This is a genomic window from Lysobacter sp. CC-YZS074 (assembly GCF_056739745.1).
In genome coordinates this window covers 736,898-760,810 of sequence record NZ_CP200301.1, presented here as the reverse complement: position 1 = coordinate 760,810, position 23,913 = coordinate 736,898, and the positions used below count along the sequence as shown (strand labels likewise).

The 23,913-nt window shown below is 65.7% G+C and carries 17 protein-coding genes; 9 read left to right on the top strand and 8 right to left on the bottom strand.

Annotated features, from left to right (window positions below):
* Window positions 1-21 precede the first annotated feature (21 nt).
* A complete protein-coding gene (locus tag U8331_RS03255; RefSeq protein WP_481132203.1) occupies window positions 22-1,632 on the top strand; it encodes a sensor histidine kinase in 1,611 nt (536 codons plus the stop codon).
* 267 nt (window positions 1,633-1,899) lie between these two features.
* Here the strand turns inward: U8331_RS03255 and U8331_RS03250 are convergent, their stop codons facing one another.
* From U8331_RS03250 to U8331_RS03240, 3 genes are read right to left on the bottom strand one after another with little or no spacing between them, the layout of a single operon-like run.
* Window positions 1,900-2,931, bottom strand: a complete 1,032-nt coding sequence (locus tag U8331_RS03250; RefSeq protein ID WP_481132202.1) for a T6SS immunity protein Tli4 family protein — start codon at window positions 2,929-2,931, stop codon at window positions 1,900-1,902.
* The gene (locus U8331_RS03245) at window positions 2,928-4,694 is read right to left on the bottom strand and encodes an esterase/lipase family protein (protein WP_481132201.1); all 1,767 of its coding nucleotides are present in this window, start codon (window positions 4,692-4,694) and stop codon (window positions 2,928-2,930) included. Before U8331_RS03245 ends, U8331_RS03250 begins: the two co-directional genes overlap by 4 nt.
* Window positions 4,691-7,705 (bottom strand): type VI secretion system Vgr family protein, encoded by a 3,015-nt coding sequence (locus U8331_RS03240; RefSeq protein WP_481132200.1) that lies wholly within the window; start codon window positions 7,703-7,705, stop codon window positions 4,691-4,693. Before U8331_RS03240 ends, U8331_RS03245 begins: the two co-directional genes overlap by 4 nt.
* 166 nt (window positions 7,706-7,871) lie before the next feature.
* On the opposite strand from U8331_RS03240, the gene U8331_RS03235 reads away from it, so the two are divergent.
* The 7 genes from U8331_RS03235 (at window position 7,872) to coaE (ending at window position 15,823) form a co-directional block, all read left to right on the top strand.
* Window positions 7,872-9,266 carry a sigma-54-dependent transcriptional regulator gene (locus U8331_RS03235; protein WP_481132199.1) on the top strand — a complete coding sequence of 465 codons (1,395 nt, stop codon included), beginning with the start codon at window positions 7,872-7,874 and terminating at the stop codon, window positions 9,264-9,266.
* A 15-nt stretch (window positions 9,267-9,281) separates the two neighbouring features.
* Window positions 9,282-10,091, top strand: a complete 810-nt coding sequence (gene tfpZ, locus U8331_RS03230) for a TfpX/TfpZ family type IV pilin accessory protein (protein WP_481132198.1) — start codon at window positions 9,282-9,284, stop codon at window positions 10,089-10,091.
* A 205-nt stretch (window positions 10,092-10,296) separates the two neighbouring features.
* The gene (locus U8331_RS03225) at window positions 10,297-10,719 is read left to right on the top strand and encodes a pilin (protein WP_481132197.1); all 423 of its coding nucleotides are present in this window, start codon (window positions 10,297-10,299) and stop codon (window positions 10,717-10,719) included.
* A 106-nt stretch (window positions 10,720-10,825) separates the two neighbouring features.
* A complete protein-coding gene (gene pilB / locus U8331_RS03220; protein WP_481132196.1) occupies window positions 10,826-12,553 on the top strand; it encodes a type IV-A pilus assembly ATPase PilB in 1,728 nt (575 codons plus the stop codon).
* A gap of 310 nt (window positions 12,554-12,863) precedes the next feature.
* Window positions 12,864-14,123: a type II secretion system F family protein gene (locus U8331_RS03215; protein WP_481132195.1), complete on the top strand. Its 1,260-nt coding sequence runs from the start codon at window positions 12,864-12,866 to the stop codon at window positions 14,121-14,123.
* Window positions 14,124-14,132: 9 nt separating this feature from the next.
* Window positions 14,133-14,996, top strand: coding sequence for a prepilin peptidase (locus U8331_RS03210; protein ID WP_481132194.1), 864 nt, complete (start codon window positions 14,133-14,135; stop codon window positions 14,994-14,996).
* Window positions 14,997-15,208: 212 nt separating this feature from the next.
* Window positions 15,209-15,823 (top strand): dephospho-CoA kinase, encoded by a 615-nt coding sequence (coaE, locus tag U8331_RS03205; protein ID WP_481132193.1) that lies wholly within the window; start codon window positions 15,209-15,211, stop codon window positions 15,821-15,823.
* Between the two features lie 79 nt (window positions 15,824-15,902).
* Here coaE and U8331_RS03200 read toward each other — a convergent pair whose 3' ends face one another.
* The 3 genes from U8331_RS03200 to U8331_RS03190 all read right to left on the bottom strand — a co-directional run bounded on the left by U8331_RS03200 (window position 15,903) and on the right by U8331_RS03190 (window position 20,858).
* On the bottom strand, window positions 15,903-16,862 hold the full coding sequence (locus U8331_RS03200) for a Nudix family hydrolase (RefSeq protein ID WP_481132192.1): 960 nt from the start codon (window positions 16,860-16,862) through the stop codon (window positions 15,903-15,905).
* Window positions 16,863-17,006: 144 nt separating this feature from the next.
* The gene (gene secA / locus U8331_RS03195; protein ID WP_481132191.1) at window positions 17,007-19,757 is read right to left on the bottom strand and encodes a preprotein translocase subunit SecA; all 2,751 of its coding nucleotides are present in this window, start codon (window positions 19,755-19,757) and stop codon (window positions 17,007-17,009) included.
* Between the two features lie 192 nt (window positions 19,758-19,949).
* The gene (locus tag U8331_RS03190) at window positions 19,950-20,858 is read right to left on the bottom strand and encodes a M23 family metallopeptidase (protein WP_481132190.1); all 909 of its coding nucleotides are present in this window, start codon (window positions 20,856-20,858) and stop codon (window positions 19,950-19,952) included.
* A gap of 7 nt (window positions 20,859-20,865) precedes the next feature.
* Here U8331_RS03190 and U8331_RS03185 point away from each other — a divergent pair, with 7 nt between their 5' ends.
* Window positions 20,866-21,312, top strand: coding sequence for a DciA family protein (locus tag U8331_RS03185; protein ID WP_481132189.1), 447 nt, complete (start codon window positions 20,866-20,868; stop codon window positions 21,310-21,312).
* 210 nt (window positions 21,313-21,522) lie between these two features.
* Here the strand turns inward: U8331_RS03185 and lpxC are convergent, their stop codons facing one another.
* Complete coding sequence (gene lpxC / locus U8331_RS03180; protein ID WP_481132188.1) at window positions 21,523-22,434, bottom strand: UDP-3-O-acyl-N-acetylglucosamine deacetylase; 912 nt, start codon at window positions 22,432-22,434, stop codon at window positions 21,523-21,525.
* A gap of 266 nt (window positions 22,435-22,700) precedes the next feature.
* Window positions 22,701-23,900, bottom strand: a complete 1,200-nt coding sequence (ftsZ, locus tag U8331_RS03175) for a cell division protein FtsZ (protein ID WP_481132187.1) — start codon at window positions 23,898-23,900, stop codon at window positions 22,701-22,703.
* Window positions 23,901-23,913: the final 13 nt, after the last annotated feature.

Below are 23,913 nucleotides of genomic sequence, written 5' to 3'. Positions count from 1 at the left end.
ACACGCTTGGGGAATACACGCTTGTCGCCAGCCACCACAGCGGCCGCTACCGGCGACGCGGACAGCGCGCTGCGGCGCGAGCTGTACTTCTACACGCTGTACCGGTTGCTCGAGGCGTCGATGCTGGTGCTGGTGCTGTTCGGGCCGGTGGCCGACATGATCGGACCGCCGCGCCACGAGCTGCTGGCCCGCGCGGTGGCGATCTCCTATCTGTTCATCGGCTCGCTGCTGTTCCTTTTCGGCCGCCGTGGCGACCTGCGGGGCAACGCGCTGGCCGGCATCGCCACCGACCTGTTCTTCGGCCTGCTGGCGATCCACGCCCTTCCCGCCGCCGGCGCGGGCATCGCGCTGATGCTGATATTCAACGTCGGCGCCGCGGCGCTGCTGCTGCGGGCGCGCTTCGGCCTGGGCGCGGCGGCGCTCGCATCGGTGGGGATCATCGTCGAGCACGTCTGGAGCGCCGTGCTCGACGACAGCACGCGGATGCTCGCCGAGCCGATCATGTTCGCCATCGGCTATCTCGCAATCGCCACCCTTACCAGCATCCTCGGCCGCCAGATGCGCGCCAGCTACGACCTGGCCGAACAGCGCGGCGTCGAGACCGCGCACCTGACCGAAGTCAACGAGCTGATCATCCGCCGCCTGCGCACCGGCGTGCTGCTGGTGGACGGGCACAACCGGGTGCGGCTTGCCAACGAAGCGGCCACGCTGCTGCTGGGCGATGCCGGCGACGGGCACCGCGATCTGGGCGTGGCCCTGCCGGAGCTTGCCCGCCGCCTGACCGCCTGGCGGCACGACGGCAAGGCCGACGAAACACCGCTGCAGATCGCTCCGGACCAGCCCGAAGTCGTCCCGCGCTTCACCCGCCTGCTGGCCGGCAGCGACCAGACCCTGATCTTTCTCGACGACACTTCGCTGGTGTCCCGCAAGGCCGAGTCGATGACCCTGGCCACGCTCGGGCGCTTCTCCGCCAGCCTCGCCCACGAAATCCGCAACCCGCTCGCCGCGATCAACTACGCCGTCCAGCTGCTGGAGGAATCCGACGACATCCCGACCGCCGATCGCCGCCTGCTCGAAATCATCCGCCAGCAGGGCGTGCGCATGAACGGGATCGTCGAAAACGTGCTCGGCCTCGCCCGGCGTGAACCGGCCAAGCCCGAATACGTGGAGCTGGTGGCGCTCACCCGCCACTTCGTCGACGAATACCGCGCCGGCCATCCGCTGGAGGACGACACCCTGCGCGCGACCGCCAGCCGGCCCCAGATCGCCACCCTCGCCGATCCGCGCCAGCTGCACCAGATCCTGACCGTGCTGGTGCACAACGCGCTCACCTACGGTCGCCTGCCGGGCGAGCCGGCTCGGGTCACCCTGCATGTGCAGGTCGACCCCCACGGCCAGCCGACCATCGATGTGATCGACCGCGGCCCCGGCATCCCCGAGCGGGTCGCCCAGCAGCTGTTCCGTCCGTTTTTCACCACCTCCGGCCACGGCACCGGCCTGGGCCTCTACATCGCCCGCGAGCTGTGCCGCGCGAACCAGGCGTCGCTGGACTTCGTGCCGTTGCCGGCGGGGGGGAGCTGCTTCCGGGTGCGGTTGTCGGCGGCGGCGGTGCGGGGGAATACGGAGCATTGAGCCGCTGAGTCACTCCACGGCCTTAGTCACAAACCTGCGATAAATCTCACCTTGCTGAAGAGCGTTGTTCGCCATGTACTCTCGGTGCGCGGACTCGGTCTTGCTTTTTCCGGTGAAGCGGACTGATTCGCTCAACCAGCGGCGGTTTCGGTCGCCGGGCGCAATGCGTGAGTTCAGAACGTTGCGTACCGCACCTCGGTGCACCCTCGTGCCCCACTGGCGCGAAGTCCCGAGTGTGACTTTTTGCATTCGGATTGCTGGCCTACTTCACTCGGATCGCTTTCTCATCGACTTCAGGACGCTCTCCCACAGCGCAACTGCAAGGTCATCATCCATGCTGCGCCCAATAGGGCCAGCGTCCTCGTCACCCGTCGAAAGGCTTACTAAAACCTTCGGGCTTTCCCGCGTGGGCTTACGCGTACGGGTTTCCGCATAGAACCCATGCAGCCGTTGATCATTCTCAACGAACGCACCCAGCCACTCGTCTCCGGCCTCACCGGCGAGCAGACGGGATCCCGCTTTCAACCTCTCCGAGCGGATGCCCAATCCTTCGAGGTTGGATTCGCCGCGTTCAATTAGGGCAGGCTCATCCGGAGCTTGCTCAAAGGTATTGATGTCGATCTGAAGTCTTGTTGGGACGCCGTCCAAACTTCCCGCGTAGGCGAATTCTGCCTCTTCATAGTCGCTTTCAAGATCGAAAATGACATCACCAACGCAGAAGCCCCGTCCGCCGCGCCCTGCGACTTTCAAGCTCCGAAGCGACGATAGCATGGCGATCAGTCTCGATTGGATGCTGGCCCTGGTCTCGGCGGAGTATGCCGTTTCAGCCAACACGACGTGAGCCTCGTTCAGCAGCCCGTGTACCTCCAGCCTAATGGCTTCCGTCGAGTCGCGACTCGCATAGAAAGAGAGGAACTCTGCCCCAGAGCTGAGACCCTCGCGCGAGAGGAGCATCGGGCCATCGGTCGAGAAGTGCTGCCTCTGTCGGAGCTCACCCTCACGGACGAGAACTGCGGATTCGAACGCGTCTCTTCCCTGAGCGCTACCTACCGTCACATCGATTTTCGTGAAGTCCTCGTTCCGGCCGAAGTAGAAGGTCGCATCTCCTCCGCTGTCGATGCCCCTCTGCTGTCGCTTCAGGTTTACAGGGATATCCATCAGATATCTTCCGACGCAGATGTTTCTCATTTCCATATCCAGCTCACTCGCCATCCCGAGTTCCCCGCTATTGCCGTTGCAACCCGCCCCAAGGAAGCCCATGGCGACGAAAAATAACGATCTAAAGAAGTTTTCGCTCACGTTGCCAATCGCGCAGAAGCTGCAATCTTCTGAATGGAGAACAACGTCGCGAACTGCGCCTGCTCATTCTTATACGAAGGCTCGTGCTCGAATCCGCGCATTCGGAATTGCTGCCGGATACTCCCCGTTGAACTTGTGTTAAGCAATGGCGCCCGTCCCGAACTCGTGGGGACAGTGCCGTCGCCACCTCCATCTTGCTTGGCCGCACTAATCTCCCAATAGCTGGTTTCATAGGTGCTAGTGGAACCACCACCCCACATACCGCCTCCGTAGCTCTGCGTGTATTCGGTCTTGCCGCCAACGTAAAGCGGGTTAGAGCCCCTGTCCCTAACGTCATCAAACCCCATGTCGCCTACCTGCTGGGCTGTGGGACGGCTCCTCGAATCTGGAGCCAACCCTCGTTTCATCCGCCAATGGACGCGCTCGAAGCTCGCGACATCCGGGTCCGCGCCGTAATACACATACGTGGTGCCGTGGTACTTCCCACTAATCTGTTGGTGAAAACTCTTTGCGGCCCTTATGTTGAGTACGTACTCGTTCCATGACAGCGGCCGACCGCCTTGCGGGCGTAGCCATTCAGGTCGCACGAGTCCCCACCATCGATCACGCTGCAGATAGATCTCCTCGTAAGGATCGCTGGCTGGCAAGGATTCGGTTTCGCGACCGTCCTCGCCTTTGATCTTCAGCCAGCCTTTTTGATACTCGGCCGTGGGAAGTAGTTGTAGAGCCCCCGGGGCTTGAGCGAACACCGCCGTGACTTCGCGACCATTACTGCCGATGACCAGTCCGGCAACAAAGCTTTCGTCGCGCATTCCAATTTTGCATCGACGATAAGCAACTGCAGCGCCTACCGCAGGCATGACTCCATGAACAACCCCGGCAATCTTGTCGCCCATTCCCGCCATCGACGCGCAGCGCCGCGCGACCAGACCCCCCATCGAATGGGTAACCAGGATCACCTGATCGCACTTGAATCTACCTCGATTGTTGGCGCTGATGACGTCATCGACCCTTGCGCGAAGGCGATCGGCCGCGACCGAATTAGATTCGAGCCAGTTGTATCCGCATGCATAAACAGGCATCCGAAATTTGGCTCTCCTGAGCAGATCGTCCGACAGGATCGACTCGGCGGCGACACCTTTGGTACTGGTCGCCTCGGCATACCGGTGTGGCTCGAATGCCCTCATTCGCATTGGGATCCCAGGATGCAGAACTGGCTCGGCCTTCCCTTGTCCTCGCGCAGGAGCCGCGCTCATTGCCGTGTAATAGAAGTCCTGCCAGTTGGCTGGATTCGCACCTTGACCGTTGAGACGGTCTTCCAGCCACAGCAGGAATGAGTGGTAGCTTCCCTCCGAAACTTCCCCCCAGAACCGCTCGTCGCTGTACTGCTGCTGTCTTGAGATCGACCCTACTAGTCTGCTAGGGACTGAGCCGCGGGGGTCTACGGCGGTACGTGCCGGATGCATCTGCCTCTGTCGCGTCGCAGCACCACTGAAGCTCATTCTCCGAGCAAGTCCGAGCGGCTGCCCTAGGGTCGTGTCCAGCCTCCAGACCTCATCCTGCGCTGGATCGTTGCTCATCAGGTTGGATCCCATGATTCCAGGAACAAAGATCACTGGAAGAACTTTGTCCTGGACCACCAGCTTAACCATATCGTTGAACGTGGTGCTGGACAGTTGCCATTCGAAGCGGGGGTTTCCCGAAGCCCCGAAAAGGGCACCCGCACTGCGTTGGCCGCCAGCATCGTTCACGTCGTTGCTCATCCGGCCGAGTCTCCATTGCCTTGTTGCAGAATTTCGATCACGAGACGCTCCAATCCAAGACCCTGTTGAACAGGTATACGGCCTTTGGCGTCCGTCACCCCCCGGATGACAGCACCATCCGCACGCGTAAGTTTGTACGGCATATCGGCGATCAGCTCGCCGGCCGGATCGCGCAACTCGAAACCTTCGTTGAATCTGGCCTCTGGCCACGCGTTCATCTCTCGCGAGAGTTGTGTCGGCCCCACAAAAGACTTCTTCCCTGCATGCACGGAGATGTTCCCCGGGCACGCGATGCTGATATTCCCGCCATCGATCGTGATGCTCGCGCCGCCCTCGGTGGCCAGGTGCACGGTCTTGCCGGCCGCCAGCTCGACTTCGGCGTTGGCGCTGATGACTTGCAGCTGGTCCTTCGACTGCAGCTTCAGCACATCGTTCTGCGCTTCCAGCCGCAGTTCGCCTTCGGCGCTGACGAGCGCCAGCGCGTGGGCGGCGGTGGCCTGGCCTTTGACCGCGCCGGCCAGCCAGCCGATCGCCTGTCCGGCGTGGATGCGCAGGTCGCCGGCGATGGCGAGGTTGCTGTCGGCGCCGCTGGCGACGGTCAGGGTCTCGCCGGTGCTCCAGTGCAGGCCCTGGCCGGCGACCAGACCGATGCCGGCCGGGGCCGACAGTCCGAGCAGGGCGTCGCCGCTGTGGGGGATGCGGTCGGGGCCGGCGGCGGTGTTGCGTTGCGAGGCGTCGGCCGCGGCGTCCGGGTAGCTACTGCCGGCGACGGTGGTCGCGGCGCTGGCGTGCAGGGCGGCCAGCGGCGCCTGCTCGTCGATCAGCACCGACTGGTCGGCCTTGGCAGCGCCCTGATGCGCGGCCAGCTTGACGGTCAGATGGGTACCGGCGATGTCACTGAAGGCTTGGCCCAGCTGCGTGGCCTGCTTCAACAGCGCGGCGGCGGAAACGTGCTCGCCGGCAGGGGCGTCACGGTCGTTGCGGTAGGCGGAGATCCACAAGCCCCGCTGGCCGCGCACGGCGCCCCACTGGTCGGTACGCAGCTCGAAGCCTTCACCGCGGAAGCTGCCGCGGAAGTTGTCGGCCTGGTGGATCAGGTGGCCGAGGTTGAGCTCGCTGGCGGCTTGGGTGGTGGCCAGTTGCAGGCGCAGCTGGCCGTCGCTGTCGTCGAACACCAGCCGGTTGTGCCCGCTGCCGCCGAACTCCTTGCTCTTCACGCCGGACAGCGCCGCCGGGTTGCGGTGGCCAGCGGCGTCGCCGCTCATGCCGTGCCACGCCGGGGCGTTCCCGCCGGCCAGGTTGGCCTGCGCGCTGGGGCGGTGATCCCCCGCCTGTGCGTACAGGTCGCGACCCCTGTCGGCCTGTGATCCGGGCGCGTCCTGCCCGCCGGGCGTCGGTGCCACGCCCGCTTCGCCCTGGCCGTTGTACAGGGAGCCGACGATCACCGGACGGTCGATGTCGCCGTCGAGGAAACCGACCAGCACCTCCTGTCCGATACGGGGCAGGAACTGGCTGCCGACGCCAGGACCGGCGTAGCGCTGGCTTACCCGCAGCCAGCAACTATGGCCGGAGGATCCGCCGCCGGGCTGCTGGAAGTGGAAACGCACCTTGACCCGCCCCAGCGCGTCGCTGTGCAGGTCGCCGGCCGTACTGCCGCCTTCGCCCACCACGATCGCGCTCTGATAGCCCGGCGCGGTCGGCCGGGGGTTCAGGCGCGCACCGGTTTCATCGGCAAGCACCGGCCGCCACGGCTGCGCACGCGGGACGGCAACGAACGTGTTGCCGTATCCCACGGCGGCCGCCCGGGTCCGCACCGCGGCCCACGTGGTCGCACCCATGCCTTCGACCGGCATCGGGGCCGCCTCGCCCAGCACGTCGACAACCCCGTCGCGGACCGCATCGGGCAGGTTGTTGATACCCATCTGCCTTACCGACACCAGCAACAGCTCTTCCGGTGTCGCCGCCGCGTCGGCACCCATCGATCCCACGGGTGCATCCAGTACGGTGAACCACTGGCCGGCGCGGAAGCTGCGGACGCTGGACTGCCCGAGCCACTGGTTGCGCTGGGCCATCCGGGCGTCGGCCAGCAGTCCGGCATAACGCGCCGCCTCGGGCTGGTCGGCGAACGCGTAGGTTCCGGCGGGGTCATAGACCTCCAGCAACGCAGCGGTGTCCCGCGATCCGCCCAACGGCACACTGACGCCGAGCGCCCCCGCCTTGTAGTCGTGGCTCAGCAGCGTGAGCGCGGTCGACTCGATGCCGCCACTGCTGCCGAGGGCCTGGATGGTGTCGGCGGCTTCGGTGGCATCGCTGCGGTGGAAGCGGATGCCGGCACCGGCTTCGGCGGTGCGGTCCTGCGGCGCTTCGTCACTACGGGCAAACACCACCAATCGGTGCCCGGCGGGCGCATCCCCGGCCTGCTCCAGCCGCCACCCGAGACCCTCCTCGGCCAGCAGCCGGCTGATGAAGTCGAAATCGGTCTCGCGGTACTGGACGCAGTAGCTGCGCGGCCGCGCCCCGGCGAGGAATGGACCGACCTCGTCGCCCACCTGCCACGCCGCCAACGGGGCGTAGCCGGCGAACACAGCCTCGGCAATCTCCGCCACGGTCGCGTCCTGGAACACCCGGCTGTGACGACCCTGCGTCAACAGCCAGGTCCACGGCACCAAGCACAGGCGGTAACGCGCCAGCCCGCCATCGGAACCGATGCACGCCGCCTCCCGGACGAGCCCGCTACGGGGAATGCGCCCGCCGTCGGCGCCGCGGGTCCACAACGTCGCGGACCGCCCCAGGAACTCCTCCAGCGGCAGGCGCGCGTCGACCGACAGCACGTCCACCCACCACTCGTAACCGCTCGAAAGCGCCTCCCATCCCTGCCAGCGCTCGACCACCAGATCGGCCGACATCAGGCCGGCGGGGGGATCCAGTTCCAGGGAATACAGGCGATCGTCGCCGCTGAAGCGCGACAGCGCGGCCAGGACCGCGCGGGGAACAGATGCTCCGCTGTTCATGTGCGTCTCTCCGTAGACCGCTAAAGCTTACCCGACTCCGGCCGATAACTGGCATCGGGCCGGGAGTCGGCCTGCCCACACGGGTCACAAACGCGCCAAAAAGCGCCCGGTGACTGACGTTTGGCCGCCACAGCTTGTTAAGCTATTGTGACGCCCGGAGGATCGGATGGCAGAAACGCGTAGTGCACTGGTGGTCGACGACGAGCGCGATATCCGCGAGTTGTTGGTCATGACCCTGGGCCGCATGGGGCTGCGTTGCGATACCGCATCCAGCCTGGCGGACGCGCGCGCACAGCTGGCGCGCAACCAGTACGACCTCTGCCTGACCGACATGCGCCTGCCGGATGGTTCGGGCATCGACCTGATCGCCGAAATCACCCAGAAGCACCCCAACACCCCGGTCGCGATGATCACCGCCTTCGGCAATGTCGAAGCTGCGGTGGAAGCGCTCAAGGCCGGCGCGTTCGATTTCGTCTCCAAGCCGGTCGAACTGGGCGTGCTACGCGACCTGGTCCGCCATGCGCTGGAACTGGGCGAAACCGAACACGCCCCCGCCACCGATACCGTGGCCTCCCGCCTGTACGGCGAATCGCCCGCAATGGCCTCGCTGCGCCAGACCATCGCCAAGGTGGCCCGCAGCCAGGCGCCGGTGTACATCGCCGGCGAATCCGGCGTCGGCAAGGAACTGGTCGCCCGCACCATCCACGCCGAAGGCGGCCGCGCCACCGGGCCGTTCGTGCCGGTCAACTGCGGCGCCATCCCATCCGAGCTGATGGAGAGCGAGTTCTTCGGCCACAAGAAGGGCAGCTTTACCGGCGCCCATGCCGACAAGCCCGGGCTGTTCCAGAGCGCCGACGGCGGCACTCTGTTCCTCGACGAGGTCGCCGAGCTGCCGCTGGCGATGCAGGTCAAGCTGCTGCGCGCCATCCAGGAAAAGTCGATCAAGCCGGTCGGCGCCAACGCCGAAGTCACCGTCGACGTCCGCATCCTGTCGGCGACCCACAAGGATCTCGCGCCGATGGTGGCCGACGGCCGCTTCCGGCAGGACCTCTACTACCGCATCAACGTCATCGAACTGCGCGTGCCGCCGCTGCGCGAACGCCGCGAAGACCTCGCCGGCCTGTCGGAGAAGATCCTCCAGCGCCTGGCCGCCCATCAGGACCGCCCGGCACCGAGGCTGGGCGACGACGCACTCGAAGCACTGCAGCAGTATTCCTTTCCCGGCAACGTCCGCGAGCTCGAGAACATCCTCGAGCGCGCGCTGGCACTGGCCGACGGCGAGACGCTCGGCGCCGACGACCTCAGCCTGCCCAGGTCGGTCAACCCGGCGCCGGTGCAGACCCCGCAGACCGCCGCCGCGGCCAACGGCATCGACCCACGCACCGTCGACCCGCGCGACACCGCCACCAGCGCCCTGCCCTCGTACATCGAGGAGATCGAGCGCGCCGCCATCCAGCACGCCCTGCAGGAAAACCGCTACAACAAGACCCGCACCGCAGCGGCGCTGGGCATCACCTTCCGGGCGTTGCGCTACAAGCTGAAGAAGCTCGGGATCGACTGATCTGGCCGGTAGCAGATGACCCGTTGGCAAGCTGCACTCATTCATCTGGTCATCAGTGCCGCCGTGGGCGCCAGCATTGCTGCCGTCCTGCTTCTTGTCTGGTACCCACCGCCATATTTCGCGGCCGCCGGCGCGCTAGATCTGACTTTGGTCATTTTGGGCGTCGACCTGGCCCTCGGTCCCTTGCTAACCCTAGTGGTGTTCCGGGTCGACAAACCGAGCCTAAAGTTCGATCTTTCCATCATTGCGCTCGTGCAAGCGTTGGCGCTGGCTTATGGCTTGGCGGTCGTCGTGGAAAGCCGGCCGGTATACCTGGTCGGGGCCGTCGACAGGTTCCAACTCGTCTCAGCCAACGAAGTCTTCATCGACCCCTCCACACCCTCCAAGTACCGTCAGTTGCCTTGGTTTGGGCCGCAGCTGGTGACGGCGGCGCCCCCTGTGTCGGCAAAAGCAAAGTCACGGCTGCTTGAAGAGTTGACGGCAGGCCTGGCGGACGTGGAGCTGCGCCCGGCGTTCTACCAACCCTACCGGGATTTCGCATCCGACATCTATGCGCGCAGCCAACCCCTTGGGGAGCTAGCGCACGCTCAACCGGAGAGCCGCGCGGCCGTCGAACGTTGGCTACAACGACACGGCATTGAAATGGCCCAAGCCCGCTACGTTCCACTGGTGCTGCGGGAACGCGACATCGTGATGGTGCTCGACCCGGCCACACATCACCCGATCGCTCCGATGGATGTCGCGCCCATCTGGAGCCCAGCACACTCCATTTCTCGCCACGAGACCGACCGAAGTGACGTTTTACGTCACCCGCAGCAAGAATAAGGCCCCTCCACGTCACATTGATCTTTACCGTTGGCATCTATTGCGTGAGGTCGATTCCAGTTACACGCCGGAAGCCACCCCGGCTGAGAGTTGGCACAGGACGTGCGTACATCTACAGGCACGTGCCAACAAGCACGGCAGCCCGAGGACCGGAACGCCCGGCTCTGACGGCACGTGAGTTACCACCACTCCTAGGGGATACACAATGAAGAACCAGAAGGGCTTTACCCTGATCGAACTGATGATCGTGATCGCGATCATCGCCATCCTGGCAGCCATTGCTCTGCCGGCCTATCAGGATTACACCATCCGCACCAAGGTCAGCGAGACCATGGTCGCCATGTCTGCTGCCAAGCTGGCTGTTGCGGAAACCGCCCAGTCCGAAGGCGTTCTCGCAACCGACGTGGTCGACAATGCTGCCGCTGGATATAGCGGTCAGGCTACCGATCTGGTTGCCAGCGTCGAGATCGATGCCGGTGTAGTCACCGGCACCTCGCAGAACACCGGGGCCGACGTGGATCCGATCCTGGTGCTGACCCCGACGCAGGCCACCCTGGATGACCCGATCACTTGGGACTGCACCTTGAGCGCTGGCGAGACCAAGCACGCTCCGGCCAGCTGCCGCTAAGCTGCGCCGACAAAAAAACCCGGCTTCGGCCGGGTTTTTTTTGTTCTGCATGACGGCGATTCACCGCTGTAAAGTCTCTGCTGAACCCGATACAAACGGCCTCCCTATGAACGCTGCTGCTTCGCCAAATCTTGTCGGCATCACCGGTATCGCTCGTCGACTGGTCCTCGACGGCGCCCTCGACGAAACCAAAGCCCGTGAGGCCATGGCTGCAGCTACTGCAGAGAAGAAATCGTTGCCCAGCTACTTGGTGGAGGGGCGCGTCGTATCGCCGCTACAACTCGCGGCGGCCAACTCCGTTGAGTTTGGTGTACCGCTGATCGACCCTTCAGCGGTAGACCCGGAGCAAGCTGCGGTCAAGCTCGTCAAGGAGGAACTGCTTCGCAAGCACTGCGTGCTGCCGCTGTTCAAGCGCGGCAACCGGTTGTTCGTTGGAATCTCCGAACCCACCAACACCCAGGCGCTCGACGAGATCAAGTTCCAGACGAACCTGACGGTGGAGGCGATCCTAGTCGATGAGGACAGCATCCGGCGCCACATCGACCGATGGCTGGAATCCGCTGATTCGCTCAGCGACACCATGGGAGGAGACGACGAGGGGTTGGAGAATCTGGAAGTGGGCGGCGATGATGACGTCTCCGGTGATTCCGGCGTCGACGCCAAGACTGACGACACCCCGGTCGTCAAGTTCATCAACAAGGTATTGGTGGACGCCATTCGGCGCGGCGCCTCCGACATTCACTTCGAGCCCTACGAGACCGAGTACCGCGTCCGCCTGCGCATTGACGGCCTGCTGAAGCAGGCGGCCAAGGTGCCGGTGAAACTGCAGCAGCGCATCTCGGCACGCCTGAAGGTGATGGCGCAGCTCGACATCGCCGAAAAGCGCGTGCCGCAGGACGGCCGCATCAAGCTCAACCTGAGCAAGACCAAACAGATCGACTTCCGCGTGAGCACCTTGCCGACCCTGTTCGGCGAGAAGATCGTGCTGCGTATCCTGGACTCCAGCGCAGCCAAGCTCGGCATTGAAAAGCTCGGTTACGAGGACGACCAGCGGGCGCTCTACCTGGCCGCCATCGCCAAACCCTACGGCATGGTGCTCGTCACCGGTCCGACCGGTTCGGGCAAGACCGTGTCGCTGTATACCGCGCTTAACATCCTCAACGACGAAACCCGCAACATCTCCACGGTCGAGGACCCGGTGGAAATCCGCGTGCCCGGCATCAACCAGGTGCAGATGAACACCAAGCGCGGCATGACCTTCGCCGCCGCCCTGCGCAGCTTCCTGCGTCAGGACCCAGACGTGATCATGGTCGGCGAAATCCGCGACCTGGAAACGGCCGAGATCGGCATCAAGGCCGCCCAGACTGGCCACATGGTGTTGTCGACCCTGCACACCAACGACGCACCCCAGACCATCGCGCGCCTGATGAACATGGGCGTGGCGCCGTTCAACATCACCTCGTCGGTTACCCTGGTGGTGGCGCAACGACTGGCCCGCCGGCTGCACGACTGCAAACGCGAGGTCCATCTGCCCGAGCACGCCTTGCTGGCGGAAGGCTTCACCGCCGATGAGATTGCCAGCCCCGACTTCCACATCTACGAGGCCGTGGGTTGCGCGGACTGTACCGAAGGCTACAAGGGCCGGACCGGCATCTATCAGGTCATGCCGATGAGCGACGAGATCCAGGAGATCGTGCTGGCCGGCGGCAATGCGATGCAGATTGCCGAGGCGGCGCAGCGGGCGGGGATCCGGGATCTGCGGCAGTCGGCGCTGCTGAAGGTGCGCAATGGGGTGACCAGCCTAGCCGAGATCAACCGCGTGACGAAGGACTGAGCCGTTCTGCTCAGCTTATTGCAAGAGCGGCTTCAGCCGTGATCGTGAGCCGTTCGGCCGCGTCGATTCCACGATCGCGGCTGAAGCCGCTCCTGCAGACGCCGCTGCCCCGTCGATCCGACGCCACTTGTGACCGCGGTTGCTGTCCCGACGCGGAAGGTCAGGATATGCTGGCCTACGACATGCCTGGCCCACTTGGCGGGGTGTCGGACGTGCCCGCGGCGGGGAGCCGCGGCATCATACTGGGGAAGGTGCGCCGCCATCGGCGCGCCGTGTTGCCGCAACTGCCAAGAGCGCTCCTGGGGGCCACATGTCCGTAAGCCGATCTGCCGCGAAGCCCAATACCCCGGTGCGTCGCACCGAGGCCCTGACCATGTATGTCTGGGAAGGCACCGACAAGCGCGGTGTGGTGATGAAGGGCGAGCAGACCGCCAAGAACGCGAACTTCCTGCGCGCCGAGCTGCGCCGCCAAGGCATCACGCCGAAGGTTGTGAAGCCCAAGCCGAAACCGCTATTCGGCAGCGCCGGCAAGCCGGTAACTCCGCTCGACATCGCGATCTTCAGCCGCCAGATCGCCACCATGATGAAAGCGGGTGTGCCGATCGTCGGCGCGCTGGAGATCATCTCTAGCGGCAGCAAGAACGTACGGATGCAAAAGATGGTCAACACCATTCGCGCCGACGTGGAGAGTGGCTCCTCCTTGAGCGAGGCGATCGGAAAACATCCGGTGCAGTTCGACGAACTGTATAGGAATCTCGTCCGCGCTGGCGAATCGGCGGGTGTCCTTGAAACAGTGCTCGATACCGTTGCGACCTACAAGGAAAACCTCGAGGCGCTCAAAGGCAAGATCAAGAAAGCGATGTTTTATCCCGCCATGGTGGTGGCGGTCGCATTTATTGTTAGTGCGATTCTGCTGATCTTCGTCGTTCCCACCTTCGAGGATGTCTTTTCCAGCTTTGGCGCGGATCTGCCGGCGTTTACCCAGCTTGTAATCGACATGAGCGACTTCATGGTCGCGTGGTGGTGGTTGATATTGCTTGCCATCGTGGGTGCTGGGATAGCCACAATGATGGCGTTTCGCCGCTCCTTGGCGTTTCAACATTTTGTTGATCGCATGGTTCTCAAGCTGCCGGTAATCGGGCAGATCATGCACAATTCCTCGATTGCGCGCTTCTCACGCACTCTAGCCGTGACATTCAAGGCCGGCGTTCCTCTAGTGGAGGCGCTGGACACAGTCGCGGGCGCTACCGGCAATACGGTTTACGAGAAGGCCGTCCTTCGGGTCCGCGATGATGTCGCGGTGGGTTACCCGGTCAACATGGCGATGAAGCAAACCAATATGTTCCCGCACATGGTCATACAGATGACCGCAATCGGCGAAGAAGCCGGCGCGCTCGACGCCATGTTGTTCAAGGTCGCGGAGTTTTATGAGCAGGAAGTCAACAACGCGGTGGACGCCCTTTCCAGTCTGCTGGAGCCGCTGATCATGGTGTTTCTCGGTGTGGTCGTCGGCGGCATGGTGATCGCGATGTACCTGCCGATCTTCAAGCTTGGTGCGGTGGTCGGCTAAGCTCGCCCGATGGCATTCCTCGATCAGAACCCCGAAATCGGCTACCCGCTGGTCGCCGGTTTCGGCCTGCTGCTGGGCAGCTTCCTCAATGTGGTGATCCTGCGCCTGCCCAAGCGGCTGGAGTGGCAGTGGAAGCGCGACGCCCACGAGATCCTGGAAGAGCCCGACACCTACGACCCGCCTCCACCGGGCATCGTGGTGGAGCGCTCGCACTGCCCGCACTGCAAGCACCAGCTGTCGTGGTACGAGAACATCCCGGTGTTCAGCTGGCTGGCGCTGCGCGGCAAGTGCCGCAACTGCAAGGCGCCGATCTCGCCGCAGTACCCGCTGGTCGAGCTGCTGACGATGGTGCTGATGGTCGCCTGCGTGTGGCGTTTCGGCTTCGGCTGGCAGGGCTTCGGGGCGATGGTGTTCACCGGGTTCCTGATTTCGCTGTCGGGCATCGACCTGCGGACCCAGTTGCTGCCTGACCAGCTGACCCTTCCATTGATGTGGCTGGGCCTGATCGCGGCCGCCGACAACCTTTACATGCCGACCAAGCCGGCACTGCTCGGCGCGGTGGCGGGGTACCTCAGCCTGTGGATCGTCTGGTGGGTGTTCAAGCAGCTCACCGGCAAGGAAGGCATGGGGCACGGCGACTTCAAGCTGCTCGCCGCGATCGGTGCGTGGACCGGGCTCAACGGCGTGTTGCCGACCATCCTGCTGTCGTCGCTGGTGGGCGCGATCATCGGCTCGATCTGGTTGGCGGCGAAGGGCCGCGACCGGGCGACGCCGATTCCGTTCGGGCCGTACCTGGCGGTTGCCGGCTGGGTCGCCTTCTTCTGGGGCGATGCGCTGGTGGACGGCTATATGCGTTACGCCGGATTGGGTTAGCTCCCACGTAAGCAACGGGCTTCTGTAGGAGCGACGTGAGTCGCGACCCACCGACCCCAAAAGCGTCTTCGTTCAACGCGAACTGACGGTCGCATGACCGCGCCGACGCGGTAACGATGCCCGCGACCCGATTGTCAGTGGGTCGCGACTTACGTCGCTCCTACAGAAGGCGGGTGGGCCCCTGCGAGCCGCTGCATGGCATCCTGCGCCGCATGAGCGATTACATCATCGGGATCACCGGCGGCGTGGCGTCGGGCAAGAGTGAAGTCGGCCGACGGTTCGAGGAGCTGGGTGTCGTCGTTGTCGATGCCGATGCCGCGGCGCGCGAGGCGGTGGCACCCGGGTCGGCGGGGCTGGCGGAAGTCGTGGCGGCGTTCGGAGATGGCGTGCTTGGCGCTGACGGCGCGCTCGACCGCGGCGCCATGCGCAAGCGCGTGTTCGCCGACCACGCAGCCCGGCTGCAACTTGAGGCGATCATCCATCCCCGGGTGCGGCAGGCGATGCGGACGCAATGCGAGGCAGCGCGAGGGGCCTACGCGATGGCGGCGATCCCGCTGCTCGCCGAGGGTGGCGGCCGCGCCGCCTATCCCTGGCTCGACCGGATTCTGGTGGTGGATGTGCCGGTTGAGGTGCAGCGCGCGCGGTTGATGGAGCGCGACCAAGTGGCGGCGACGCTGGCCGACTCGATGATCGCGGTGCAGGCGAGCCGCGAGCAGCGATTGGCCATCGCTGACGATATCGTCATCAATGACGGTCCGCTGTCAGGACTTGAGAGCCACGTAGAAGCGTTGGATCGGCTGTATAGGGCATTGGCCCGAGCGGGCTGAATGCCACGCTCCTTCCAGGATCGTGCCCGGGAAGTGGCCCCGCACCCCGAAACGGGCCCTAGACCCGCCCGGGAGAGCGCTACCCTGGCCACAGTCCACGAATGGCGGCGATGCCCTGCGCGCCGTGCTGCCGCGCCTCGGCGATGTCACCCACTCCAAGCCCGCCGATGGCATAGACCGGCAGCGAAACATGCTCGCGCAGGCGTGCGAAACCGGCCCAGCCGATCTCCGGCCGGTCTGGATGACTGGGAGTAGGACGGATGTGGCCGACGACAGCGAAGTCACACCCCAGCGCTTCGGCCGCGCGAACCTCTTCGAGGTTGTGGCAGGACGCCGCCAGCGGGACCTCCGCGGCCACGGGTCGAACCGGAGTCGCCATCAGCCGGGCGGCTGGCAGGTGCAGGCCAATCCCGTGCAGGGCAGCCAACTCCACATCATCATTCACAAGGACCTGGGCGCCGGCCCTGCGGCAGAGCTGCACGGCACGTTCGACCAGTGCGAGCCACCGTTTCCTTTCCCCGATGCCGCCGCGCAACTGCACGCGCCTGACGCCGCCTGCCAAGGCCTCCTGCAGCGACCGCAGCCAACGCTCGTCGTCAGCTCCGGGCGCCGGGGTCACCAGATATTCCGCCGGCTGCCGCATCGCCGCCACGACCGGCCGGTCGGCCGGTGGCATCGCATAGCTGGCCAGCTTGTGCGGCGGCACCCAGGCCAGCGCCTGGCCTTCCCGGCCGCGCGCGGCGCCGCGCCAGTCGCGCACCCGGCGCACGTCCAGGCGTAGCCGTTTGTGTGGATAGACCTGCGGCACGGTGATGACCACGGGCCCGACTTCGACGTCGATTCCGAGCTCTTCGCGCAGTTCCCGCACGAGCGCCGCTTCGGCCGACTCGCCCGGCTCGCGCTTGCCGCCGGGGAATTCCCACAGGCCCGCGAGATCGCGCCCCGCGGTACGTCGGGCCAGCAGGATCCGGCCGCGGGCATCCTGGATGACGCCAGCGACGACCTCCACCACCGGTGACGCGGTGTCGTCGGAACTCATCAGATGGCGGGTGTGACGAGCGGATATCGCGCCACGACCGGCGGACGGGAATCCACCCGAAACAGCAGTGCAATCAGCACAGGCCGGGCCGCGCCCTCTCCCGGCGTCGGGAGAGGTTGCATGGAACGGTGGCGATGACCTCGGTCAGGCCAACTGTCCATGGCAGTGCTTGTACTTCTTGCCACTGCCGCACGGGCACGGATCGTTGCGACCGACGTTGGCGAAGGCCTGGTTTGCCTGGCCCGCCGTCTGCGCGGCCGCCTGCGCTTGGCGGGCCTCCTCGTCAGCACCCAGGCCGCCGGCGTCGGCGTGCTGGAACTGCATCTGGCGTGCACGCGCCTCGGCCTGCGCGCGCTCCTGCGCCTCCAGCGCGGCGATCTCCTCTTCGGAGCGGATCCGCACCCGTGCCAGCAGGGTCACGACCTCGCGCTTGACCTTGTCGAGCATGTCGCTGAACAGCTCGAAAGCTTCCTTCTTGTACTCCTGTTTGGGCTGCTTCTGCGCGTAGCCACGCAGGTGGATGCCCTGCCGCAGGTAGTCCATCCGCGCCAGGTGCTCCTTCCAGTTCTGGTCGAGGACGTTGAGCATGATGTGCTTCTCGAGCATCCGCATGGTCTCGGGCCCGAGCTGCTGCTCGCGGGCCTCGACGTGACGCGCGACCTCGGCCTCGACATGCTCGGCGATGCCCTCGTCGTCGATCTCCCTGCGGCCGGCGACCAGCCCCTGCAGGTCGACCCGCAGGTTGAACTCCTCCACCAACGCGGCCTCCAGCCCCGGCAGGTCCCACTGCTCGTCGATCGAGCCGGCCGGCACGAACCGGGCGACGGTCTCGGCGACCACGTCCTCGCGGATGCCGTCGATGTTGTCCTTGACGTTCTCGGCCTCCAGCAGCTCGTCGCGCTGGCTGTAGATGACCTTGCGCTGGTCGTTGTTGACGTCGTCGAACTCGAGCAGGTTCTTGCGGATGTCGAAGTTGTGCGCCTCGACCTTGCGCTGTGCGTTGGCGATCTGCTTGGAGACCAGAGGGCTCTCGATGATGTCGTCTTCCTTCAGGCCCATCCGCGCCATCACCTTCTGCACCCAGTCGGCGGCGAAGATGCGCATCAGGTTGTCTTCCAGCGACAGGTAGAACCGTGATGAGCCCGGGTCACCCTGGCGACCGGCGCGGCCACGCAGCTGGTTGTCGATGCGACGGCTCTCGTGGCGCTCGGTGCCGACGATGTGCAGGCCGCCGGCGGCCTTGACCGCCTCGTGGCGCTCGCGCCACTCCGCCTTCAGGCGCTCGCGGGTGGCGTCGTCGACCGGCGCGCCGGTGGAAGCCTCCAGCTGCTCGACCTCGTTCTCCCACGAGCCGCCCAGCACGATGTCGGTGCCGCGGCCGGCCATGTTGGTGGCGATGGTGATGGCCCCCGGGCGACCGGCCTGGGCGACGATGACCGCCTCGCGCTCGTGCTGCTTGGCGTTGAGCACCTCGTGGTGGATGCCGGCTTCGCGCAGCTGGTTGCTGAGCATCTCCGACACCTCGATCGAGGTGGTGCCGACCAGCACCGGCTGGCCCTTGGCGTTGGCCTCCTTGATCTCGGCCAGCACCGCGCGGTACTTGCCGGCGCGGTTGAGGAACACCGCGTCGGGGTGGTCCTTGCGCTGCACCGGCTTGTTGGTCGGGATGACGATGACTTCCAGGCCGTAGATGCTCTGGAACTCGTAGGCCTCGGTGTCCGCCGTGCCGGTCATGCCGGCCAGCTTGTTGTACATGCGGAACAGGTTCTGGAAGGTGATGCTCGCCAGCGTCTGGTTCTCGCGCTGGACCGGCACGCCTTCCTTCGCCTCGACCGCCTGGTGCAGGCCGTCGGACCAGCGGCGCCCGGCCAGGGTGCGGCCGGTGAACTCGTCGACGATCACCACCTCGCCATCGCGGACGATGTAGTCGACGTCGCGCTGGTAGATCGCATGCGCGCGCATGGCGGCGTTGAGGTGGTGCACGACGCTGAGGTTCTGCGGGCTGTAGAGGCCGTCCTCCTCGTCGTCGGCATTGAGGATGCCGGCCTCGCGCAGCAGCTGCTCGGCGTGCTCCTGCCCGCCCTCGGACAGGTGGACCTGCTTGCCCTTTTCGTCGACCCAGTAGTCACCGATGCCGTCCTCGACCTCCTGCCGGGTCAGCTTCGGCACGATCCGGTTGACCTTGATGTACAGCTCGGGGGACTCGTCGGCCGGGCCGGAGATGATCAGCGGCGTGCGGGCCTCGTCGATCAGGATCGAGTCGACCTCGTCGACGATCGCGTAATTGAGGCCGCGCTGGAAACGGTCGCCCTTCGACAGCGCCATGTTGTCGCGCAGGTAGTCGAAACCGAACTCGTTGTTGGTGCCGTAGGTGATGTCGGCGTTGTAGGCCGCGCCCTTGTCGCCGTGCGGCATGCCCGGGTAGACCACCCCGACCGACAGGCCGAGCCAGTTGTACAGCCGGCCCATCCAGGCCGAGTCGCGCCGGGCCAGGTAATCGTTGACGGTGACCACGTGGACGCCGTCGCCGGTGAGCGCATTGAGGTAGACCGGCAAGGTGCCGACCAGGGTCTTGCCCTCGCCGGTGCGCATCTCGGCGATCTTGCCCAGGTGCAGCACCATGCCGCCGATCAGCTGGACATCGTAGTGGCGCATGCCCAGTACGCGGCGGCTGGCTTCGCGGCAGACCGCGAAGGCCTCCGGCAACAGTTGGTCGAGGGAGGCGCCGTCCCTGAGGCGTTGCTGGAACTCCGGGGTCTTGGCCTGCAACTCGGCGTCGCTGAGCTTCTCCATCTCCGGCTCAAGCGCATTGATCTTGGTGACGGAGCGTTGCAGTTGGCGCAGCAGGCGTTCGTTGCGGCTGCCAAAGACGCGGGTGAGCAGGTTGTTGAGCATGGGCGGTCCGAAGGTTCCGAAATCATCGCCAACGAAAACGGGGCGCGATGCGCCCCGTCGTGGCGAAACGTTCATTCTAGCGTGGGGGGGCTCGGGGCGCCTATCAAGGGGGCGGCGTCCAATGCGCGCCTCTGCAGCCCGGCGCCTGAAACGAAGAAGGCCCGCGTTTCGGCGGGCCTTCGTTCTGCTGCCTCAACCGCGCAGCGGTGAGCGCTGGTCGAGGAACTGGCGCGGGTTGACCACGCGGCCGTCCTGCCAGACCTCGAAGTGCACGTGGGCACCGGTCGAGCGACCGGTCGAACCGGCCTTGGCGATTTCCTGGCCCGCCCGGACCAGCGAGCCGACCTTCTGGGTCAGACGCGAATTGTGGGCGTACCGCGTCACGTAGCCGTTGCCGTGGTCGATCTCGACCGTGTTGCCGTAACCGGAACGCACGCCGGCGAAGCTGACCACGCCGTCCGCCACCGCCTTCACCGGGTCACCAACGTCGGCCTCGAAGTCGATGCCCTTGTGGAACTGGCCGCCGCCGCGGATCGGGTCGGCACGGCGGCCGAAGTTGGAGGTGATGTAGCTGTTGATCGGCTCGCGCGAGGGCACCGAGTTCATGTCCAGCTGGCGGTTGAACAGCAGCGACTCCAGTACCGAAAGCTGCTCGCCCGATGCCTTGAACTGCGTGTCCAGCATCGCCATGCCGCTGTCGAGCTCGGCCTTCGGCATGTCCTCGACGACTCCGCCACCGCCGATCGCGACCGGCTTGTTGAAGTCGAACTCGCCGTCCTCCAGCTGGCCGATGCGGGTCAGGCGCTCACCGAGGGCGTTGAGCCGGTTGGCTTCGGCCTGCAGTTCACCGAGCCGTGCCGCGAGCGCATTGACCTCGCGCTGGGCATCGTCCTGGATGGACTCGATGCGGACCTGCTGCTGTTCGACCTGCGCTCGCAGGGCGAGGTTGCCGGCAATGCCGCCGCCCGCGCCGATCGCCAGGCCGGTACCCAGCAGCAGCGCCGCGGCCGCACCCGGGCGCCGTGCGCCGAAGCGGGCGACACGCTGGCCGCATGAGGCCAGCAGGTCGCGCGATTTGTTTACGATGTCGTTATAGGTCATATGTCCGATGTCTGATTCCAAGCCCCGCCCCCCGCGCCGTCCCTCGGCCCCCGTCGCCGCGCTCGATGCGCTGCTGGCGGAGCCCGCTGGCGACCCGATCCGTCGTGCCATGTGGCTCGACGAGCTGGACCGTCGGTTACGCCCCCTCCTGCCGTCCCCGCTGGCCGCGCACGCGCGGCTGGCGAATTACGAGCGCGGCAGGCTCGTGTTTGTGGTCGATGCCCCGGTCTGGCGCGCGAAGCTGCGCCTGCTTGCCCCGGAACTGCTCGATGCCGCCCGATCCATCGGGTTGGCCGCGGCGGAGTTCGTCGTCAAGACGAGCCTTGCTCCCGCGACACCGCCCCCTGCGGCACCGCGGAACACCGTGACCATGTCGCCGGCCGCAAAAGAAGCCCTGCAGGCCGCACTGGCGTCCCTCAGGCCCGACAGAACGGATCCGGAGGACACCCGCTGATCGCCTGTTCGCCCCCGGTGGCGGCAGCCGCCGTGAAGACCAAGTGATCACCGACGGGGCATGCTAAGGCGCCAAACCCCTCGTTTTGTTAAGGAGTCGGAAGTATTTCGTAAAGGGATCGTTACGGTGTCACGGGGTATTCACATCCGTGACGGGGGGCACCGTGGAACGGGTCGAAGTCGGCAATTTGCCGCCGGCGACCCGCCGGGATCAGAACGCGGCGGCGGGCCGGTAGGAAAGGGGCACGGGATCGTGCGCGCCGGGGAAGGTGACGATGTCCCAGGCGGACTGTTCGGCCAGCAGCGCCCGCACCAGCTTGTTGTTGAGGGCGTGGCCCGACTTGTAGCCCTCGTACGCGCCGAGGATGGCGTGGCCGGCCAGGTAGAGGTCGCCGACGGCATCGAGGATCTTGTGGCGCACGAACTCGTCGGCGTACCGCAGGCCGTCCTCGTTCAGCACCCGGAACTCGTCGAGCACGATTGCGTTGTCCATCGAGCCGCCGAGGCCGAGATTGCGCTCGCGCATGTATTCCAGATCACGCATGAACCCGAACGTGCGGGCGCGACTGACTTCGCGGATGTAGTTGGCGGTGGAGAACTCCACCTCCGCACGCGACTGCGCCTCGGGGATCGCCGGATGGTCGAACACCACCGTGAACCCGAGCCGGAAACCGTCATAGGGCTCGAACCGGGCGAGCTTGTCGCCGTCGCGCACCTCGACCGGGTGGACGATGCGGATGAACTTCTTCGGCGCTTCCTGCTCGGCCACGCCGGCCGACTGCAGCAGGAACACGAACGGTCCGGCGGAGCCGTCCATGATCGGCACTTCCGGCGCCGACAGATCGATATAGCAGTTGTCGATCCCCAGACCGGCGAGCGCCGACAACAGGTGTTCGACCGTCATGACCTTGTCGGGTCCCTGGCTCAGGCCGGTGCACAGCACGGTCTCGGTCACCAGGTCGGCACGCGCGGGGAGCTCCAGCACCGGGTCGAGATCGACGCGGCGGAACACGATACCGGCGTCGACCGGCGCCGGACGCAGGGTAAGGAAGACCTTCTCGCCGCTATGCAGACCCACGCCGGTGGCGCGGATCACGTTCTTGAGGGTGCGCTGGCGCAGCATGGTCGGAGCGGACTTCCTGTGGACTCTTGGAACGACACGCCGCGGGCCGCGACGACCGGGCGGTGATGACCCGGATATTACCAATCCGGAAAAGCGCGCAAGATTAACATGCAAGCAGCTGAACCTGAACGGAAAATCCGGGTTCCACCTGCAATGACCGTCACATCGGAAACGACCGGTCGCCTGCCCGCGAAGGCGGGCGACCGGCCCAAATGCCCCGGACGCGAGGTCCGGGGCCAAACAGACAGGGCGTCGGACTGGCGGTATCAGTCCGCCTGGCGGCGCAGGAACGCCGGAATGTCCAGGTAGCTGTCGTTGCCGAAGTCGGCGGCGGCCGGTGCCGGCGCGGCTTCCTGTCGTCCGCTGCTGCGCAGGCTGCTGGTGAAGCTCGGCGCCGCCGGTGCCACCGCGTCCTCGACCGGGAACATCGGCTGGCCGGTGGTGCCGTCGCGGACCAGCTGGATCGGCGCGCGGTTCTCGTTCGGCCGGCCCTGGCGGGCGACGGCGCGATTCAGGCCGGTGGCCACCACGGTGACCTTGACCTCGTCCTGCATGTCCGGGTCGAGCACGGTGCCCAGCACCACGGTCGCGTCCTCGGAGGCGAACGCCTCGATGGTGCGGCCGACCTCGTCGAACTCGGCCATGGTGAAGTCCGGGCCGGCGGTGATGTTGACCAGGATGCCGTTGGCACCGGACAGGTTGATGTCGTCCAGCAGCGGATTCTGCACCGCCGCCTCGGCCGCGGCCTGGGCACGGTCGTCGCCGCGGGCCGAACCGCTGCCCATCATCGCCAGGCCCATCTCGGACATGACCGTGCGCACGTCGGCGAAGTCGACGTTGATCAGGCCCGGGCGGACGATCAGGTCGGCGATGCCCTGCACGGCGCCGAGCAGCACGTCGTTGGCGGCGCGGAACGCCTGGATCATCGTCGCGTTGCGGCCGAGGACGGTGATCAGCTTCTCGTTGGGGATCGTGATCAGCGAGTCGCAGTGGTGGCTCAGCTCTTCGATGCCCTTCAGCGCGACCTGCATGCGGCGGCGGCCCTCGAACGGAAAGGGTTTTGTGACCACCGCAACGGTCAGGATGCCCATCTCCTTGGCCAGCTGCGCCACCACCGGCGCCGCACCGGTGCCGGTGCCGCCGCCCATGCCGGCGGTGATGAACACCATGTCGGCGCCCTGCATCGCGTCCATCAGGCGTTCGCGGTCCTCCAGCGCGGCCTGGCGGCCGACCTCGGGGTTGGCGCCGGCGCCCAGGCCCTTGGTGACGTTGCTGCCGAGCTGCAGCTGCAGCTTGGCGCCGCAGTTCTTGATCGCCTGCGAGTCGGTGTTGGCGGTGATGAACTCCACCCCGTCGACGTTGTTGCTGACCATGTGGGCGACCGCGTTGCCGCCGCCGCCACCGACGCCGACCACCTTGATGGTCGCGTTCGGGGCCATGTTCTCTACCAGTTCAAAGTGCGCCATGTCCGTGTCCTCG

Coding starts and splice junctions, on each gene's coding strand:
- U8331_RS03235 (WP_481132199.1), top strand. CDS start 7,872: ATGGCAGAAACGCGTAGTGCACTGGTGGTCGACGACGAGCGCGATATC.
- U8331_RS03225 (WP_481132197.1), top strand. CDS start 10,297: ATGAAGAACCAGAAGGGCTTTACCCTGATCGAACTGATGATCGTGATC.
- U8331_RS03190 (WP_481132190.1), bottom strand. CDS start 20,858: ATGACCTATAACGACATCGTAAACAAATCGCGCGACCTGCTGGCCTCA.
- U8331_RS03215 (WP_481132195.1), top strand. CDS start 12,864: ATGTCCGTAAGCCGATCTGCCGCGAAGCCCAATACCCCGGTGCGTCGC.
- U8331_RS03185 (WP_481132189.1), top strand. CDS start 20,866: ATGTCTGATTCCAAGCCCCGCCCCCCGCGCCGTCCCTCGGCCCCCGTC.
- U8331_RS03240 (WP_481132200.1), bottom strand. CDS start 7,705: ATGAACAGCGGAGCATCTGTTCCCCGCGCGGTCCTGGCCGCGCTGTCG.
- coaE (WP_481132193.1), top strand. CDS start 15,209: ATGAGCGATTACATCATCGGGATCACCGGCGGCGTGGCGTCGGGCAAG.
- U8331_RS03210 (WP_481132194.1), top strand. CDS start 14,133: ATGGCATTCCTCGATCAGAACCCCGAAATCGGCTACCCGCTGGTCGCC.
- U8331_RS03245 (WP_481132201.1), bottom strand. CDS start 4,694: ATGAGCAACGACGTGAACGATGCTGGCGGCCAACGCAGTGCGGGTGCC.
- tfpZ (WP_481132198.1), top strand. CDS start 9,282: ATGACCCGTTGGCAAGCTGCACTCATTCATCTGGTCATCAGTGCCGCC.
- pilB (WP_481132196.1), top strand. CDS start 10,826: ATGAACGCTGCTGCTTCGCCAAATCTTGTCGGCATCACCGGTATCGCT.
- lpxC (WP_481132188.1), bottom strand. CDS start 22,434: ATGCTGCGCCAGCGCACCCTCAAGAACGTGATCCGCGCCACCGGCGTG.
- U8331_RS03200 (WP_481132192.1), bottom strand. CDS start 16,862: ATGAGTTCCGACGACACCGCGTCACCGGTGGTGGAGGTCGTCGCTGGC.
- secA (WP_481132191.1), bottom strand. CDS start 19,757: ATGCTCAACAACCTGCTCACCCGCGTCTTTGGCAGCCGCAACGAACGC.
- ftsZ (WP_481132187.1), bottom strand. CDS start 23,900: ATGGCGCACTTTGAACTGGTAGAGAACATGGCCCCGAACGCGACCATC.